This window comes from Micromonospora sp. U21 (assembly GCF_018070045.1).
Lineage (GTDB): Bacteria > Actinomycetota > Actinomycetes > Mycobacteriales > Micromonosporaceae > Micromonospora.
Genome location: NZ_JAGPYK010000049.1, coordinates 15,564 through 30,579, shown reverse-complemented (window position 1 = coordinate 30,579; position 15,016 = coordinate 15,564). Strand labels below are relative to the sequence as shown.

At 67.7% G+C, this 15,016-nt stretch carries 16 protein-coding genes and 3 pseudogenes; 9 read left to right on the top strand and 10 right to left on the bottom strand.

The window, feature by feature from the left end; translation table 11 throughout:
• Positions 1-97: 97 nt before the first annotated feature.
• Positions 98-484, bottom strand: a pseudogene (locus KBX63_RS33075) (IS5 family transposase); the annotation flags it as partial.
• A 198-nt stretch (positions 485-682) separates the two neighbouring features.
• On the opposite strand from KBX63_RS33075, the gene KBX63_RS33070 reads away from it, so the two are divergent.
• On the top strand, positions 683-1,228 hold the full coding sequence (locus KBX63_RS33070; protein WP_210918190.1) for a GNAT family N-acetyltransferase: 546 nt from the start codon (positions 683-685) through the stop codon (positions 1,226-1,228).
• 467 nt (positions 1,229-1,695) lie between these two features.
• Here the strand turns inward: KBX63_RS33070 and KBX63_RS33065 are convergent, their stop codons facing one another.
• The 3 genes from KBX63_RS33065 to KBX63_RS33055 form a co-directional block, all read right to left on the bottom strand.
• Entirely contained in the window at positions 1,696-2,355 is a 660-nt protein-coding gene (locus tag KBX63_RS33065) for a DUF1345 domain-containing protein (protein ID WP_210918187.1), read from the bottom strand.
• A 303-nt stretch (positions 2,356-2,658) separates the two neighbouring features.
• The gene (locus KBX63_RS33060) at positions 2,659-3,066 is read right to left on the bottom strand and encodes a DUF2267 domain-containing protein (RefSeq protein ID WP_210918184.1); all 408 of its coding nucleotides are present in this window, start codon (positions 3,064-3,066) and stop codon (positions 2,659-2,661) included.
• Between the two features lie 1,001 nt (positions 3,067-4,067).
• Positions 4,068-5,078, bottom strand: coding sequence for a mechanosensitive ion channel family protein (locus tag KBX63_RS33055; RefSeq protein ID WP_210918182.1), 1,011 nt, complete (start codon positions 5,076-5,078; stop codon positions 4,068-4,070).
• A 733-nt stretch (positions 5,079-5,811) separates the two neighbouring features.
• On the opposite strand from KBX63_RS33055, the gene KBX63_RS33050 reads away from it, so the two are divergent.
• From KBX63_RS33050 to KBX63_RS33040, 3 genes are all read left to right on the top strand, one after another.
• A complete protein-coding gene (locus KBX63_RS33050; protein WP_210918179.1) occupies positions 5,812-6,450 on the top strand; it encodes a hypothetical protein in 639 nt (212 codons plus the stop codon).
• A 380-nt stretch (positions 6,451-6,830) separates the two neighbouring features.
• On the top strand, positions 6,831-8,324 hold the full coding sequence (locus KBX63_RS33045; RefSeq protein WP_374102293.1) for an IS1380 family transposase: 1,494 nt from the start codon (positions 6,831-6,833) through the stop codon (positions 8,322-8,324).
• A gap of 188 nt (positions 8,325-8,512) precedes the next feature.
• Complete coding sequence (locus KBX63_RS33040; protein ID WP_247663832.1) at positions 8,513-8,779, top strand: hypothetical protein; 267 nt, start codon at positions 8,513-8,515, stop codon at positions 8,777-8,779.
• A gap of 50 nt (positions 8,780-8,829) precedes the next feature.
• Here KBX63_RS33040 and KBX63_RS33035 read toward each other — a convergent pair whose 3' ends face one another.
• A complete protein-coding gene (locus tag KBX63_RS33035) occupies positions 8,830-9,504 on the bottom strand; it encodes an HNH endonuclease family protein (RefSeq protein ID WP_210918174.1) in 675 nt (224 codons plus the stop codon).
• Positions 9,505-9,782: 278 nt separating this feature from the next.
• Between KBX63_RS33035 and KBX63_RS33030 the strand changes: the two genes are divergently transcribed.
• The 4 genes and pseudogenes from KBX63_RS33030 (at position 9,783) to KBX63_RS33020 (ending at position 12,850) form a co-directional block, all read left to right on the top strand.
• Positions 9,783-10,808: an ATP-dependent DNA ligase gene (locus tag KBX63_RS33030; protein ID WP_307871926.1), complete on the top strand. Its 1,026-nt coding sequence runs from the start codon at positions 9,783-9,785 to the stop codon at positions 10,806-10,808.
• Positions 10,809-10,945: 137 nt separating this feature from the next.
• On the top strand, positions 10,946-11,137 hold the full coding sequence (locus KBX63_RS35760) for a hypothetical protein (protein WP_307871925.1): 192 nt from the start codon (positions 10,946-10,948) through the stop codon (positions 11,135-11,137).
• Between the two features lie 73 nt (positions 11,138-11,210).
• Positions 11,211-11,486: pseudogene (locus tag KBX63_RS36950) on the top strand (hypothetical protein); the annotation flags it as partial.
• 263 nt (positions 11,487-11,749) lie between these two features.
• Complete coding sequence (locus KBX63_RS33020) at positions 11,750-12,850, top strand: endonuclease/exonuclease/phosphatase family protein (RefSeq protein ID WP_210918171.1); 1,101 nt, start codon at positions 11,750-11,752, stop codon at positions 12,848-12,850.
• 154 nt (positions 12,851-13,004) lie between these two features.
• Here the strand turns inward: KBX63_RS33020 and KBX63_RS33015 are convergent, their stop codons facing one another.
• The 5 genes and pseudogenes from KBX63_RS33015 to KBX63_RS33000 form a co-directional block, all read right to left on the bottom strand.
• Positions 13,005-13,199 carry a hypothetical protein gene (locus KBX63_RS33015; RefSeq protein WP_247663831.1) on the bottom strand — a complete coding sequence of 65 codons (195 nt, stop codon included), beginning with the start codon at positions 13,197-13,199 and terminating at the stop codon, positions 13,005-13,007.
• 334 nt (positions 13,200-13,533) lie between these two features.
• Positions 13,534-13,758 (bottom strand): DUF2716 domain-containing protein, encoded by a 225-nt coding sequence (locus KBX63_RS35755; RefSeq protein ID WP_256443225.1) that lies wholly within the window; start codon positions 13,756-13,758, stop codon positions 13,534-13,536.
• Entirely contained in the window at positions 13,755-13,943 is a 189-nt protein-coding gene (locus KBX63_RS36155; RefSeq protein ID WP_256443224.1) for a DUF2716 domain-containing protein, read from the bottom strand. Before KBX63_RS36155 ends, KBX63_RS35755 begins: the two co-directional genes overlap by 4 nt.
• Before the next feature lie 18 nt (positions 13,944-13,961).
• Complete coding sequence (locus KBX63_RS33005) at positions 13,962-14,132, bottom strand: hypothetical protein (protein WP_210918204.1); 171 nt, start codon at positions 14,130-14,132, stop codon at positions 13,962-13,964.
• Positions 14,133-14,143: 11 nt separating this feature from the next.
• Positions 14,144-14,484, bottom strand: a pseudogene (locus KBX63_RS33000) (ADP-ribosylation/crystallin J1); the annotation flags it as partial.
• Positions 14,485-14,641: 157 nt separating this feature from the next.
• On the opposite strand from KBX63_RS33000, the gene KBX63_RS32995 reads away from it, so the two are divergent.
• Positions 14,642-14,986 carry a hypothetical protein gene (locus tag KBX63_RS32995; protein WP_210918169.1) on the top strand — a complete coding sequence of 115 codons (345 nt, stop codon included), beginning with the start codon at positions 14,642-14,644 and terminating at the stop codon, positions 14,984-14,986.
• Positions 14,987-15,016 lie beyond the last annotated feature (30 nt).

The following is a 15,016-nucleotide window of genomic DNA, read 5'->3' as shown; positions in this document are numbered from 1 at the left end:
CAGCAACCGCATCACCTTCAACGAAACCGTCGCCTTCCCCAACGCTGCCAACCAGCAACTACCTTCCGCTGCTTGACAGCAGTTCCGCATCGGATGTCTTCTTCCCGGCGTCGTAGCCCCGGCTGTCCCGGCCAACGGTGTCAGCGCCCTTCACCGTCTGGGAGTCAATGATCCCCGCCGACGGCTCCGAGGTTCGGCCCTGCTGCACCCGCGCCTTGACCCGCAGGGTGGCCAGGAGTTTCTCCGTCACACCGGCTTCCTCCCACCTGGTGAAGTACCAGTACACCGTCTGCCACGGCGGCAGGTCAGCAGGCAGGTACCGCCACGGACACCCCGACCGCACCACGTACAGGATCGCGTTGACGACCTCCCGCCGCGGATGCTTCTCCCGCCGGCCGTCCGTGTTCGGCTCCGGCAACAACGGCTCGATCAAAGCCCACTGAGCGTCGGTCAGGTCGGAGGGGTAGCCACGACGAGCAGACACCGCGCCACCCTGGCCGACCCGCCGACGGATGTCATGCCGCCACGCCGTCCACAAGAGACCTTCTCAAACACGCTCTTAGAGAATCGGCTACCCGACCAGTGCGCGCTACCCCCATGGGTGGGGCCACGTTGAGCGGGAAGGTCAGGTGCCAGAGTTGTAGGTTCTGAGCTGCTTGCGCGCGCCGGTACCGTGACCGTCATGCGCATTCGATTCGGTGATCAGCAGGACACGGTTGGGATCGCTCGCGTCCACTTGGCGACGCGGCAAGCTACCTACCGAGGGTTGCTACCCGACGAGGTGTTGGACGCCATGACACCAGAATCGTTGACGGCCTGGTGGCATGAGTACCTGCCGCAGGCACCCGAGCCGAACAATCTGCTGGTGGTCGACGTCGACGGCACTCCACAAGGATTTGCTTTCCTGCAGAAGGCTGGCCAGCGGGGCGAGGTCTTCGCCATCCATGTGCACCCGCAGGCGCAGGGGCAGGGCATCGGGCGGCGCCTGATGGAGCAAGGCCTCGCTGTGCTGCGTTCCTGGGGATGCGATCGGGCCCTGCTGTGGGTACTCGCCGACAACCATGGCGCCCAGGGCTTCTACCAGAAGCTCGGGTGGACGCCCATCCCCGAGGGCGCCCGTGTCGAGGACATCGACGGTGCCCTAGTCGCGGAAGTCTCCTACGAGTTGCCGCTCACGCAGGCGATGCCTGACGGTCGCGTGGCCAGCCTGCCTCAGCCGCTTTCCTAGACCGTGTGCGCCCGATGCCGCCTGGCGGCACGTCTGAGGTGGGGCACCGGCAGAACCATGATCATCGAGGTCGGCGAGGCGGGCCACCCGGGCCCGGGTCAGGATCGCGTGGCATGTGGAGGTGGGCAGGCCGAGGCGCCCGGCGATGCGGGCGGGTCCCCATCGCCGTTTCGCCCGTAGGGAGGGCAGCGAGGTCGGTTATGCGTCCGAGCACTGCCCGGGCAAGCTGTTCGGCTGTTTTCAAGCCAGGCGTACCGTCCGTTCGTCAAGGTTAGGCCCGATCCGAGCGGTGCTGCCAGGTGGAGAGTGATCGGGCGTCGCGTCGGGTGGGTGGTCGTCGGTGAGTTCGACGCGACCGCGAGGCCGACTCTGTTGCTCGCTTAACGCGCGGATCACTCCTTCCATGTTGAGCTGGCTTGCCCCATGCGGATCCGTTCCAGCAGCGGGCGCATTTGATGCCGCGTGGGTCACGACTGGCCTAGGTTGGTGACCAGGTTGACGGCGACGGCCAGGATGCCAGTTCCGAATGTGTACGAGAGCAGCGCGTGCCCGAGCGCCATCCGGCGCATGCGGTTGCTGTTCGGTTCGTTCTCGCCTGGGGCGTAGGACATGCCGACCGTGAAGGCGACGTACGCGAAGTCGGCGTACGCCGGTCGGTCGCCCCGCTTGAAGTCGATGCCGCCGCCGTCGTCGCGGTAGTACAGCCGGGCGTACTTGAACGCGAAGACCGTATTCACCAGCGCCCACGCCAGGACCACCGCTACGACGCTGAGGATCACCAGCGTGAGAGCCACCATGTCCTGCTGGTTCGAGACGCGGACGAGGGCCTCGGCCACGGCGGCGAGGCTGATAGCTGATGCTATTAAGATCGCTGAGTCGGTGGAACGGGAGTTCTTCTCCGCCTCGGCCAGCTGCTCCGTACGCTTTGGGCTCGCCGGCCAGCAGGCCCGCCACACCCAGACAAGGATGGTGCCCGCCGCGATCGTCCAGATGACCAGCGGTGTCAACTCCGGCGCCCCGACCAGCGCGGTGGCCGTCCCGGCGGCGACACCGACGGCCAGCGACCACAGGGCGCGCCTGACCGACAGCAGGCGTCCCCGCGCCGGTCGTCCCGATTGCTGCTCCACCCGTTCAGCGTTCCGGCTCGACCGGATGGCGCAGGGGGGAACCCGGAGCGATCACCGGATCGGGCTGTCAATCCTCCTGCAATCGTGGAGGCTCCGAGACCGAACTGGCCGAACTCGCCGTCACCCGCAAGACGCTGCTCAGCCTCAACGGCCACGCGTCACGTCCGCGCACCGCCTCTCCTTGGCCGCAGTCAGGGCAGGGCAGCCGCGGGTAGTGTCCCTCGCCGCCGATTCTGAACGGGCGGTAGCGGCGCATCCGGCGCCGCTACCGCCCGAGCTTTCTGGCGGATTCGCGCGCCCTGGCTAGGTGCCAACCCGGCGGGTCTCGAGCCGTCCCGTCCCCGGCCCTGTCAACTGCCAGAACTCCTGGGGCAACTGGTCGACAAGGTCTCCGTACTCCTTAGCGCTGGCCGACTCACGAAGGGTATCCAGCACGGCCCGTGCACCGTCGGTGGCCACCTGGCGATCCACCCCGGCCCGTGACTGCACCCGTTCGAAGAATTCGGCCAGCCCGAACCGTTCCGGATCTTCGGTGGGCCTACGCACCAGGCCTCGTAGCTCCTCAGGGAGTTGTGAGGCGAGGTCCCTCGCCTGGCCGCCAGTGATACGTCCTGCCAACGTCTCGAGCGTGGCGCGGGTGATCGGTTCCGCCTGCCCCGGCGGAACCTTCGGTCGCGCTGCCACGGACTGGACGAACTCGCTGTAGTTCACCTCGGATCCCCCTCTCCAACCGGATTGCGGCGGGTACCCGCGCCGGCCGGGGTAAAACGGGGAGTGGCCCGCCCTCAGCCGGTTGGTGGCAGGGGAAGTGGACGGTCCGGCGGGTCTCACCCGAAACTGGTACGGATCGGCGCTGGTGACGGGGTAGAACATGGGGCAGGATGAGGAAGATGGCGAGGCCGACCAGCGGTGCCCAGGTAGCCCATCAGACCCCACGAGGTACAGAACGGCCCCGGGGAGGGCCCGGGTCCGCTCGACGGGGAAGAACGGGGGCCTTGACCTTTTCCTTCACTAAGTGGGGTCCCGGCCAGGTAGTGGTACGACGCCAGCCAAGTCGCGCACAACAACGCGCCGATCAGCGCGTAGAAGGCTGTGCTTACGCGCTGGTCCGCCTTGTGGTGCTACTGCAGCGCGTGCGACATGACGATGGTCGGAACGGCAGCAACGCCGTGGTGAACAGCACGAACAGGTTCATCCAGTGCAGGCCGGCCGGCTGGATGCGGTTGAACGCCGCTTTGTGGTTGAGCAATACAACGGCCACGTACGAGTAGGACGCGAGAAGCGCGACGTACGCCGGCGCTCGCCGGGCAGCCCGGACAGCGGCGGCTGAGCGGGGACCTCCCGAAGGCAGCCGGCTGACTCAGTGCGTGAAGCCCGGGGTTTCGGGCAGCGGTTTCACCCCGGTTAGGTCGGCGCCGATCCAGCTGGTGGGATGGACGAGGCAGAACTGCTGGTCTCGGCCAGGAACTCCAGGACATCGGCGAATCGCCGTTCGGTTATGTCAGGCGGATCAGCTGCGCCTGGACAGCAGGATGCTGGCAGGATTGGTCAGCAACGAAGCTCCCCCGGGCTGTCGTTCTTAGCCGACTGCCGTCCTACCGGGAGCTTGTATCCGGAGCAGCGACACGCCACCACCGCCTACCTGCCCAACCGCCGTTGATCACGACAAGCACGGATTCCATCGGTGCTGGCGGCCTCGTTGGACCCGTCGGTCAGGGCTGGTACTGGCTGCGGGTGCGGGGCAGCCACTGGGGGTGCTGGTCCCGCAGGTAGCGGACCAGCCCCTCGCGCAGATCGCAGCGCAGGTCCCAGGCGCTGGCGCCGTCCGCGGCCGATGCCTGCACCTGGATGACCACCGCCTGAGGGGTGGCGTCGACCATCTGAAGCACCCACCGGTCTCGATCCCACAGCGGTGAGGACTCAACCAGCCGGCGCGCCTCCCGGCGCAGGTCGTCCAGGTTCGCGGTGTGGTCGACATGGATCTGGATCTTGCCGATCACCCGCGACTCGTCCCGGGTCCAGTTCTGGAACGGCCGCTCGGTGAAGTACGTGGTCGGCAGGATGAGCATCCGCTCGTCCCAGAGCCGGATCACCACGTTGGTCAGCTTCACCTCCTCGACCCGGCCCCATTCGCCGTCCACCACCAACACGTCGCCGACGTGCATCCCGTCGGCGAAGGCGACCTGGATGCCGGCGAACGCGTTGCCGAGCGCGGTTCGGGCGGACAGCCCGATCACTGCGCCGACCACCCCCGCCGACGTCAGCACGGAGACGCCGAAGAGGCGTAACGGCCGGAAGGTGATCAGGATCAGGCCGATCGCGACGATCGTGACCACGGCGGCGGTGAGCCGCCGCACCGGGCGGATCTGGGTTCGGGCCCGCCGGATCCGCCGGCTGGTGACCAAATCGCTCGGCAACTTGCTGAACGAGACTGATTCGGCCACGTTCAATGTCCTGATCGCCAGCCATGCACTGGCTGCGATCAGGACCAGCTGGATCGCGTGGCGCAGGTACCGCTGCCAGTCGGCCGATCCGGGCGGCAGCGCGTAGTACAGCGCCCCGACCAGCAGGACCGCTGCCGCCGGGCGGCGGCAGGCTTGCCGCAGGGGCTCCAGCAGCCACTTGTAACGGCCGCGAGCTACCCGGCGGACCACCATGCCGGAGACCAGGTCCACGACCACCGCCGTCGCCAGCACGGCTACAACGATCAACGCGGTACGCATCAGAGGCCGTTCACCGTGATCCCACTGCCGCCTTCCCTCAGCTCCCTGCCCGGTTCACGTGCCCAGGGTGCCATCCGGCCCGGTGCCAGACCGCGAACATCGGCAAACGAACGCCGACCAGCTAGCGGAGCGAACAGGCCCGATTCCCACGGCAGCCAGCCCAGCCCACGAAACTTCGCCCGCCTCGGAGTGGGTGAATTCGAACCGCCTCGTCAACCAGCAAGGCCGCACGACGGATCCGCAGGCGGTAGCGCCTTGCCGATAAACCGCCGGCGGACCTGCGAGCGGAGATCGCGGAAGGGGCCGAGTACGTCTGGCGAGAGGCATCCTGCAGACCCTGTGCTGGTCGCCGGAGCGGCCAGCGCATGCGAGCGCCTCTGGCTCTCTCAGTTACATGAAGTACACCTCCGAGGTGGTTCGCCGATCTGGCGCCGCTCAGGGCCAAAACCGGGCGGGCGGCGACGGTGCCGGCGACCGGCTCCACGGCGGGGTCAGCGGGCCGTGAGCCGGACCGGCTCGCGAGCGTCTGGCCCGGCGCCGGCCCCGGCGAGGAACCGCCGGTAGACCGCCTCGTAGTTGAGCGCCATCCGGGTGGTGGAGTTCTCCGCCACGTGCTCCATTCAGTTCGCCGGGCCGGTCGTGTTCGTAGCGGCGGATGACCTGGCCGGTGGGCGGTCGACTCCAGGTGGGCTCGCTGGTGCTGGCGGGGCAATCGACGTGCAAGTATCGACGGATGTTCAAGCGACTGTTCGAGGGACGGTCGGAGCGCTGCCGCGGGTGTGGAGTCCAGATTCCGCCGGGCGAGCGGAGCGACTTCGACCGCAGGCACTCCACGCCATGGTGCCGGTCGTGCCTGGATCGGCTTGTTGCGGAGAAGAAGGCCAGCGAGGAACGCAAGAGCAGCGAAGCCCGGGACCTGGTCCGCCGTTGGCTGGACAACGCCCCCGCCTACGAACCGACCCACCCGGCTCGTGATTCGCAGCGGCATGAGGCGCTCTGGGACCAACACCGCCCGCGAAGCGAGCCTCTGCTACACGCCCTCGATTTCGACGATGCGCAGGACGCCCTGACGAAGCTGCGGCTGCAGAGGATCCAGCTGTCCGACGAGGAATGGCCAGCGTCCTTTCCCGAGCATCGGCGAATTGGTCTCATCAGCTTCCAGGACCGTGCGCTGCGCGTGTTCGACCGGCTCGCCGCGGAACCCTACGCCGCTGTGCCCGGGCACCTCGACGCCCTGTACCGCAGCTATCTGAGCGGATCGGCCACGAGCATGCGCGCCCTGCAAACCACGTACGTCGGCAGCGTTTACCGCAGTTGGGACAGTGTCCACGTCGTGTGGGTCGAAGTGTCACGCGATGTCGTCTACGGGTAGCCCCGGGGGTTCCACTGCTCGTGCAGCTGCAAAAGGCGGGCTGGGCCCCTATACGTGATGTCGTCGGTCGGCTATCCGTGACGTACTCAAGCGGCTCGGTTGCGCGCTTGACCAGGGAGGCCGATTCTCCTGCTGCACGCCGGCGCGTACCGCAGCGCCCGTGACCATCCCAGTCCGCCTGTACCCCACCGCTATCTCCATTGGGACGGCGAGGACGCCCCCGACATTCCGGCAAGACCGGCCCCTACTCCAGGGCCACTGACGTCATCAAGGACGAGCCGTAGGCCGGGCTGAAGAATGGCTTCGCGCGCCTACCGGCACGCACAAGCCCACCCTAGCCCGGGCCCTTCATTGAGCCCGTCTGGGGTTCATGATCGGGAATGAGGAAGGTGCCTCCCGTCTGGGATGATCTGGCTTGTCGAAGGCCCGGATCGTCCGCAAAGGAAGGCACCTTTCAGGTGAAGGCTACCGGAACGCGTCCGAAGATCATCGTGAGTGCTGACGGGCGTGGCGTGGTCGGTCACGCCGGCGCCCGGTTGCTGGCCGACGTCGCCGAGGTGACCGGGTTGACCGGGGCGTGCGGTGAGGCCCTGGCCGGGCTGCGGCAACGGCGCGGTGTGCATGACCCGGGTCGGGTCGTGGTGGATCTGGCGGTCATGCTCGCCGACGGTGGTGAGGCGATCTCGGATCTGGCGGTGCTACGTGATCAGGCTGATCTGTTCGGGCCGGTCGCGTCGGATCCGACCGCGTGGCGGCTGCTGTCCGGCATGGACAGTGCGGTGCTCGTCCGGCTGCGTGACGCCCGCGCTCATGCCCGCGAGATCGCGTGGGCGCAACGGATTGAGGCCCACGGCGGGCTGCCCGCGTCATCCGCGGCGGGCCGGGCGATCCCTGGGCTGGTCCTCGATCTGGACGCATCCATCGTGATCTGCCACTCGGAGAAGGAAGCAGCGACCCCGACCTGGAAACACACGTTCGGCTACCATCCGTTGTTCTGCTTCCTGGACAACACCCGCGAAGCCCTCTCGGGCCTGCTGCGCGAGGGCCGGGCAGGGTCGAACACCACCGCCGATCACATCACCGTCCTGGACCAGGCCCTTGAGCAGATCCCCGACCGCCACCGGCACGGCACCCCGATCCTGATCCGGTCGGACTCCGCCGGCTGCACCCACGGCCTCCTGGCCCACATCCGCGCCCTACGCGAGGACGGCCTGGACACCCGCTTCTCGGTCGGTGTCGCGATCACCGAACCGATCCGCCAAGCGATCCTGCACGCCAAACAGCACGCCACGTGGGTGCCAGCCCTGGACGCCGACGGCGAACCCAGCGACGGAGCGGAAGTCTGCGAACTGACCGGCCTGGTCCCCGATGACGGCTACCCGCCCGGAACCCGGTTCATCGCGCGCCGGGAACGACCCCACCCCGGCGCCCAGCTGTCGCTGTTCGACACCATCGAAGGGATGCGCCACCAGGTCCTCGCCACCGACACCCCACCCGGCGACCCCACCAGCGGCCCGATCCAATACCTCGAGGCCCGCCACCGCGCCCACGCCCGCGTCGAAGACCGGATCAGAACCGGCAAGGACACCGGCTTCGGCCGCTTCCCCTCCCGGATCTTCGCCATCAACCAAGCATGGCTACAACTCGCCCTGACCGGCATCGACCTGCTCGCCTGGACCCAGATGCTGCTCCTGGACGGCCACCTCGCCGCCGCCGAACCCAAGAAACTGCGCTACCGCCTCCTGCACGTCGCCGCACGCCTGTCCCACTCGGCCCGACAAACCCGACTACGCATCGCCGAAACCTGGCCCTGGGCAACAGATCTGGCCACCGCGTTCACCCGCCTCTACGCGCTACCCCGCCCGACCGGTTGACACCCGCCACCACAACGCGTCGACACCACACGGAGGAACCCGGCCACCGCGCCGGGCCCTCAGCACGCCCCACCACCCACGACCCCCGCCACACCGATCAACAACCCGCTTCAACACCATGATCGACTACTAACGAAAGAGCGAGGCTAGTGAACTCGCCATCCCGCACCCCAGCAATGATCGAACACTTGTACGATGTCGTGGTGGAGGCGGGACGCTGGTGGAACGGCATCTGGGGGCGCTTGGGCCGCCGGGATGTGTGGCTGACCCGTGAGGTCCGGTGGAAGGTCGTCGCCCGCGCTGGCGACAGCGAGAACGGCCGGGTGCCGCGCTGGGAGTTTGACACCGAGGCGGACGCTCTGGCGATGGTCAAGCGCCTCCTTGCCGCCGACGCGGGCGGCCAGTGGCGCAAGCAGGCCGGCGACAGCGCACCGTCTTCGCCACAGCAGGCATAGTCCGGCCGGCGGGGCGTCCCGCAAAGGACGCCCCGCCGGTCGAGGGGCTGTCAGGAGCTGCAGGTGTTGAGCATGCTCTGCAGGGCTGACTTCTCCGACGACTGCAGCTTCAAGCCCCAGCTGTACTTCACGGTGATCCACATCTTGCTGTAGGTGCACCGGTACGACGACAGGGACGGCTGCCAGGTGGAGGGGTCCTGGTCGCCCTTGGACTGGTTGACGTTGTCCGTCACCGCAATCAATTGCGGACGGGTGAGGTCGTTGGCGAAGCTCTGCCGGCGGCTGGTCGTCCAGGAGTTGGCGCCGGAGCGCCACGCCTCCGCCAGCGGCACGACGTGGTCGATGTCGACATCGGAGGCCGCCGTCCAGGTCGCGCCGTCGTAGGGGCTGTACCAGCGGCCCGAGGTGGCCGCGCAGGCGCTGTCGACGACGACGGAGGTGCCGTCGCGCTTGAGGACCTGCTCGCGGGTGTTGCAGCTACCGCTGATGGTGATCCAGTGCGGGAACAGGTCCCGCGAGTAGCCGCTGGTCGAGCCCTGCGCCGCCACGGTCAGGGCGTTGAGCTGCGACTGCGCCGTCGCCTTCGACGGGATCCCGGGAGGCGTGGCCGACGCCGGCTGCGCGCTGACGCCGACCAGTCCGGCGCTCGCGAGCGCGGCGAGGACGACTGCGGCGGCGTGGCGCGTGACGCGTGGGAAACGGGCTGAGACTCGGTTTACCCGCATGGGGGCCTCCTTGGCACTGGGTGGACGGCAACCGTCTCCGACGATCATGTCCATCGAAGGGCGTGTTTGTGAAGGGGTGGGAAAGCAGCTACGAAACTTCGAAGCGCTTCGCTGGCGTGCGGACACGAGCCGGGCGCATCCGGAGGACCTCGTTCTGCTTCTCGTTCCGCTACCGCCATCGAGCGTTCGGCATCTTCCAGCGCCATCCCTGCCCGCGCCTCAACCATGAGAGAGGAGGTGAGCACAATTCGGGTTCGATGGCATGGGTCGGTCCTGCGGTGACCCCAGCCCGCCGGCATGCCGGCGCCACCACCGAAGGGCTGCGTCCGCCCCTCACGCCGATGCTGGCGAAGGCCGTCGATGCTGTCCCTGAGGCATCGGATCTGGCCTACGAGCCGAAGTGGGACGGCTGGCGGGCATTGGCCTTCCGCCGGCCCGACAGCGTGTACCTGCAGTCCAGAGCCGGCCGGGACGTCACCACCTACTTCCCCGACATCACCCGAGCCGTCGCCGAAGCCGTCGAGCCGGGTGTCGTCCTCGACGGCGAGCTGGTGGTGTGGGAAGGCGAGCGAACCAACTTCGCCCACCTGCAGCGACGAGTCACCGCCGGCGCGCAGCTCCCGGACATCGCCCGACAGCACCCCGCGCACTACGTCGTCTTCGACCTGCTCAGCGCCCCACCGGGCCGACCCCTGCTGGACCGGCCACTGCACGAGCGACGTGCCCTGCTCACACAGCTGCTCGCCGACGCACCCGCCCAAATCACCCTGTCCCCACAGACCACCGACCCCGACCAGGCCGCCGAATGGTTGACCACCTGGACCGCCGCGGGCATCGAGGGCATCGTGATCAAACGTCTCGACGGGCGCTACGAACCGGGCCGGCGCGGCTGGCAGAAAGTCCGCGCATACCGCACCACCGAAGCGATCATCGGCGGCGTCACCCCCAGCATCGACAACCCCGAGACCCTCCTGCTCGGCCGCTGCGACCAGCACGGACAACTCCGCTACACAGGCCGAACCAACCCCCTACGACCCGCACAGCGCGCCGAACTGGCCGCCCTGCTCACGCCCGTCAACCCGGAGGGGTCACACCCGTGGCCGCAACCCCTGCCCGCCGCGTGGACCGGACAACTCGACCGCCCCCAACCCCTCCCGTACAGCCCCGTGATCCCCACCATCGTTGCCGAAATCGACGTCGACACCGCCTACGAACATCACCGGTGGCGACACCACGTCCGCTACCTACGCCCCCGCCTCGACCTCACCCTGGCCGACGTGCCACCGGCCAACGGTCAACATTGAGGCCCGGCGCGAGGACCCGCTGCCCCCGCATGTCGCAGCAGACGAAGACCCTTCCAGGTTCGCAGCCCTCACCTGCGGCAAGCTGACCTCACATACCACCAGTTGCCCAGGAACCACGTACCGTCGCTCGAGTAGACGTGTTGCTGCGCGGCGGGCCGGGTGACGGCCACGTGGTCCGCGGCGGCGGGGAGAACGTCCTGTGGCAGGCACGCCTGTACGAGGCCACGTCCGAGGTAACCCTCCGTCACGGACATGATCTGCGGGTGTACCAACACCGCCCCGATTGCTGCGAGCAGCACGGGCGAGGCTCCGAGGACAAATGTGAGTGACGCTATTTGACCCGACGCCGGCATGGCCGTGTAGCGGCTCGCAACTACGACGACGGGACGGTCGCGGCTCGACTTCATCCGCCGCGGTCGCGCCGCCAAATTCACCCTCGCCCAGATCCGCGACATCCTTGCCGTCCGCGACGCCGGCACGCCCCCTGCAGACATGTACGCGAACTGCTCGCCCAACGGCTCGACGCCATCGACGCCCAGCTGGCCGACCTGCACGCCCTACGCTCCACCGTGGCTCAGCTTCACCAGTCCGCCACCGACGCCGAACCGGACACCTGCCCACCGAGCAGGGCTGCCGATACCTGTGGCCGCTCTCGCTCCGAGCCTGTCCGGACGTTGACGCTCGTCGCGGACCGCCCGCGGAGGGCCGTAAAGCGCATACAAGGTTCACCCGAATGCCGGTTATAGGCCATGGGGTCTCAGGGCCTACGTGACACTCCGCCGTTCGTAGTACCCCTGAGGCCAGAGTCGATGAGCTGATCTGAATCGGCGGCGGCTTGCGAAGGCACGACGGACCTCTACGTCTTCCCGACGGGTCACCAAGGCGGGGCCGGCGGGCTCCAGGATTGGCGGCTTGCTGATAGTTGCTGCCCACTTGGGCGGGTGGACCGTATCGTCAAGCTCATCCAAGGGCCGATCCGTGGACAGTGGAAGCGGGCGGTAGCTGTGAGGATCGCGACGTTCAACGCCAACAACCTGTTCTCCCGCTGGTCGTTCCAGGCGGAGCTTTCCCGGACCGTGGCCAATCCCCCGCTCGCCGAGATCGCCACCGACGCTACGCCGGACGCAGGCGGGCCGAGCAGCGAGCAACCGTCAGTGGTCGAGGTGGTCCTGCCTGACGGCACCCACATGAGCGGGGTTCTGCGCACTTTCCGCGGCAGACTCGTGAAGGGCAAGGACCCGAAAGCCCGGGCGTGGATCGCACGACGCATCGCAGCCCTGAACGCCGACGTGCTGTGCCTGCAGGAAGTCGAAGATCAAGACGCCCTTGACACGTTCCACCGCGACGACCTGCGCCCGCTGGGCATCGACTACCGCTACCGGGTCGTCGTGGAGGGCAACGACCCCCGCCGCATCGACGTTGCCATCTGCTCCCGCCGCCCGATCACCCGTATCAGCTCCTGGCGGTTTTGGCCCAACCCCGACGGGGAACCGGTGTTCGGCCGCGACCTCCTTCAAGCCGAGATCGCCGCCCCGGACGGTAAACCGTTGCACGTGCTGGTCAACCACCTCAAGAGCAACTTCATCACGGACGAACACACCCTCAGCCTCGCCGAGGTCGAAGCCGCTCGACAAGCTATTGCCGAACGACGCCGCGACCAAGCCACGGCGATCGCTAAGATTTTGCGCCGGCAGCGGCTGACCCGCCGCGTTGTGGTCACCGGCGACTTCAACGACGCCCCGGAGGCCGAGACCCTCGCCGCCCTGCAACAAGCGAACCTCACCGAACACATCCAATGGGGCACCACGATCGCCGGCCCCAATCGCAACGGGACCCTCGTCGACGACGAGTTCGCCGACCTGTCCCCCACCATGTGGACACACCGGCACCGGGCAAAGGGCGTCACCACCTTCGCCCTCTACGACCAGATCTGGACGACCCCCGACCTGACCGTCACCGCCGCGCATGTGATGCGCCGCACCCAGATCAGCGGTGACGGGTCCGACCACGACCCCGCATACATCGACCTTGTCGTGAGCTGACGCTGAACCGTTCACCGGAGGCCCCGCCACTGATCGATCACCGACGCGCCGCAACGTCGACAGCTGCTCCCGCTCGGCCGACTTCGATCCCCTCCGGCGCTTCCGAACGGCAGGAGCGTGCCGTCCACGTCAAGGAACAACAGCGGACGATCGATCACCGCGTCTCGCCGATCCCGTGCTCGGCGAGACGGCGTACACCTGCTTCGCCGAAGTCCATGTCCGGCCAGATCTGCTGCGCGGCCCAGTCCAGCCACTCGGCCCGGAAGTAGGCAATCCGCTCCGCCTCGCCCAGGGACGCCGACTCCCACCAGTGCCACCACACCATCAGATGCCACTCGCCGTCACCCATACGCCAGCCGATGCTGAACCGCTCGATCTCCGGATACGCCCGCCACGGCGACAGAACCTGCCCATGAACAGCCAGCTGCTCGCCTACCGCAGCGTCGAGCAGCTGACGGGTAAGGCCGTCTACTGTCGCCCCTCACCTCAGTCGATACTCATGCCGTCCAGGTCCACGCCCCGTCACTGGAGCAGTCGGCCGCATCCGCTTGACCGCACGGAACTTCCCCTATTCATGCCGTCGCCTGCCGCCCGTCGCGGCGCATGACTCGGCCAAGGAGATCATGCAGATCGGCTTCGACCAAGCCCAGCACGTCGCCGCCGAACACGCACAGCGACGACTCTCACGGATGGCCGAAGGTACCGAACTGGAAATCCTCCGCGAGGTAGATGTAGTAATCGCCGTCAGGGTTTGGCGACAGCGGCCAGCCGTGCTTGCCAGGCGGGTCGAGGTTCTCGGGCCCGACGAGGCTGGGCCAGACCTGATAGCTGGGGTGCTGCCAGTCCAGACACAAGATCGAACCCGTGCTCACCAGCTTCGTGAACCCGCCGTGCACGACCTCGATCATCCGACGCAGCCGGGGATGCCACCCGGATCATCGTCGAGGCCGCTCACGCTCCAGGTGACCGACGGGATCGGCTCGATGATCGCCGGGAAGCGGTGCATGCTGGGACGAAAGTCGAACGCCTCGTAGAAGCGGTCCCAGACCACCTTCTCGCTGTCGGTCAACTCCCGATACGCCCTGGCCACCATGATTACTCCATACCTGAATCAAGCCCGGTAGTAGTCGGCGTACGAGGACGCCTGATCCTCTACAGAGAAGTCGGCGAAGTCGCCGGCGTCCTCGCTGCACTGGAGGTGATCCAGCGCGCGTGCGGCGTCGTCGGAACCGTCCGCGAGCAGGTAGGCCTCCGTCTCCGCCAGCCCTCCCCCACACAGCAACAACTGTCGGCCCGGAACTCGTGGACGACCTCGATCAGCCCGACGAGGTGCTGGTTGAACTCGTCGAGTTCCTCCGCCGGCACCCACAGCTCGAGGATGTCGCGCCCGCCGGCCTGCCGCACGGATAGCGGGAGACGAACTACCGGTCGACCTGGAAGCGGGTGACGTAGCCGACGCCGGAAGCCGGCACGTTCCAGTCCCGGGCGATCATGATGGCGTACTGCTCGGGCAGGACCGCACAGAAGATCGGCTGATCCGGCAACCGCGGCGGCCACGCCGTCCAGCCGCAGGCGCACACGAGATTGAGCTCTCGTGGACCGGTCGGCCGCCACAGAGTCATCGTCTCGACCATCACGGCACCCCTTCCAGGCCAGCGAACAGTACCGGCCGGCGCAGCATCAACCAGCCGGTTTCCGCGCTCAGCATCAGCCCGACCAGTCGAAGCCGAACTTGTGCGCGGCACCTGATCACGACGGCGCGCTGCGCCCGGGCAGCGTTAGCCTCGCCCGGTGCGATACCTGAGCGAATCGTTCGCGGTCGACACCCTGCGCCGGTCGGCCTCGATCGAGCAGTTCCTCGGCCCGACCTTCCACGGCGAACGTCGAGGCATCCGCTGGGTCGCCATCGAGCCACAGCGCAACGGTCGGTACGCGGTGATGGTCTACTCCGCCTCCGTCGGCCGGCTAGAGGTGAAAGCGTTCGGCGGGCTGATCAGCTCTGAGTGTCTACAGTGGCAGGTCCGTTTCGCATCACCCGGGCGGGCCCGGCTCCACCCGCTGCACGACATCCTCCGATCACGAGATCATCGAGACGAGCGGACCATAGTGAGGCCGAAGACGCCGACGGTAGCGTGAGGCCAATCCGTGCCCACACCTCAAGGAGCA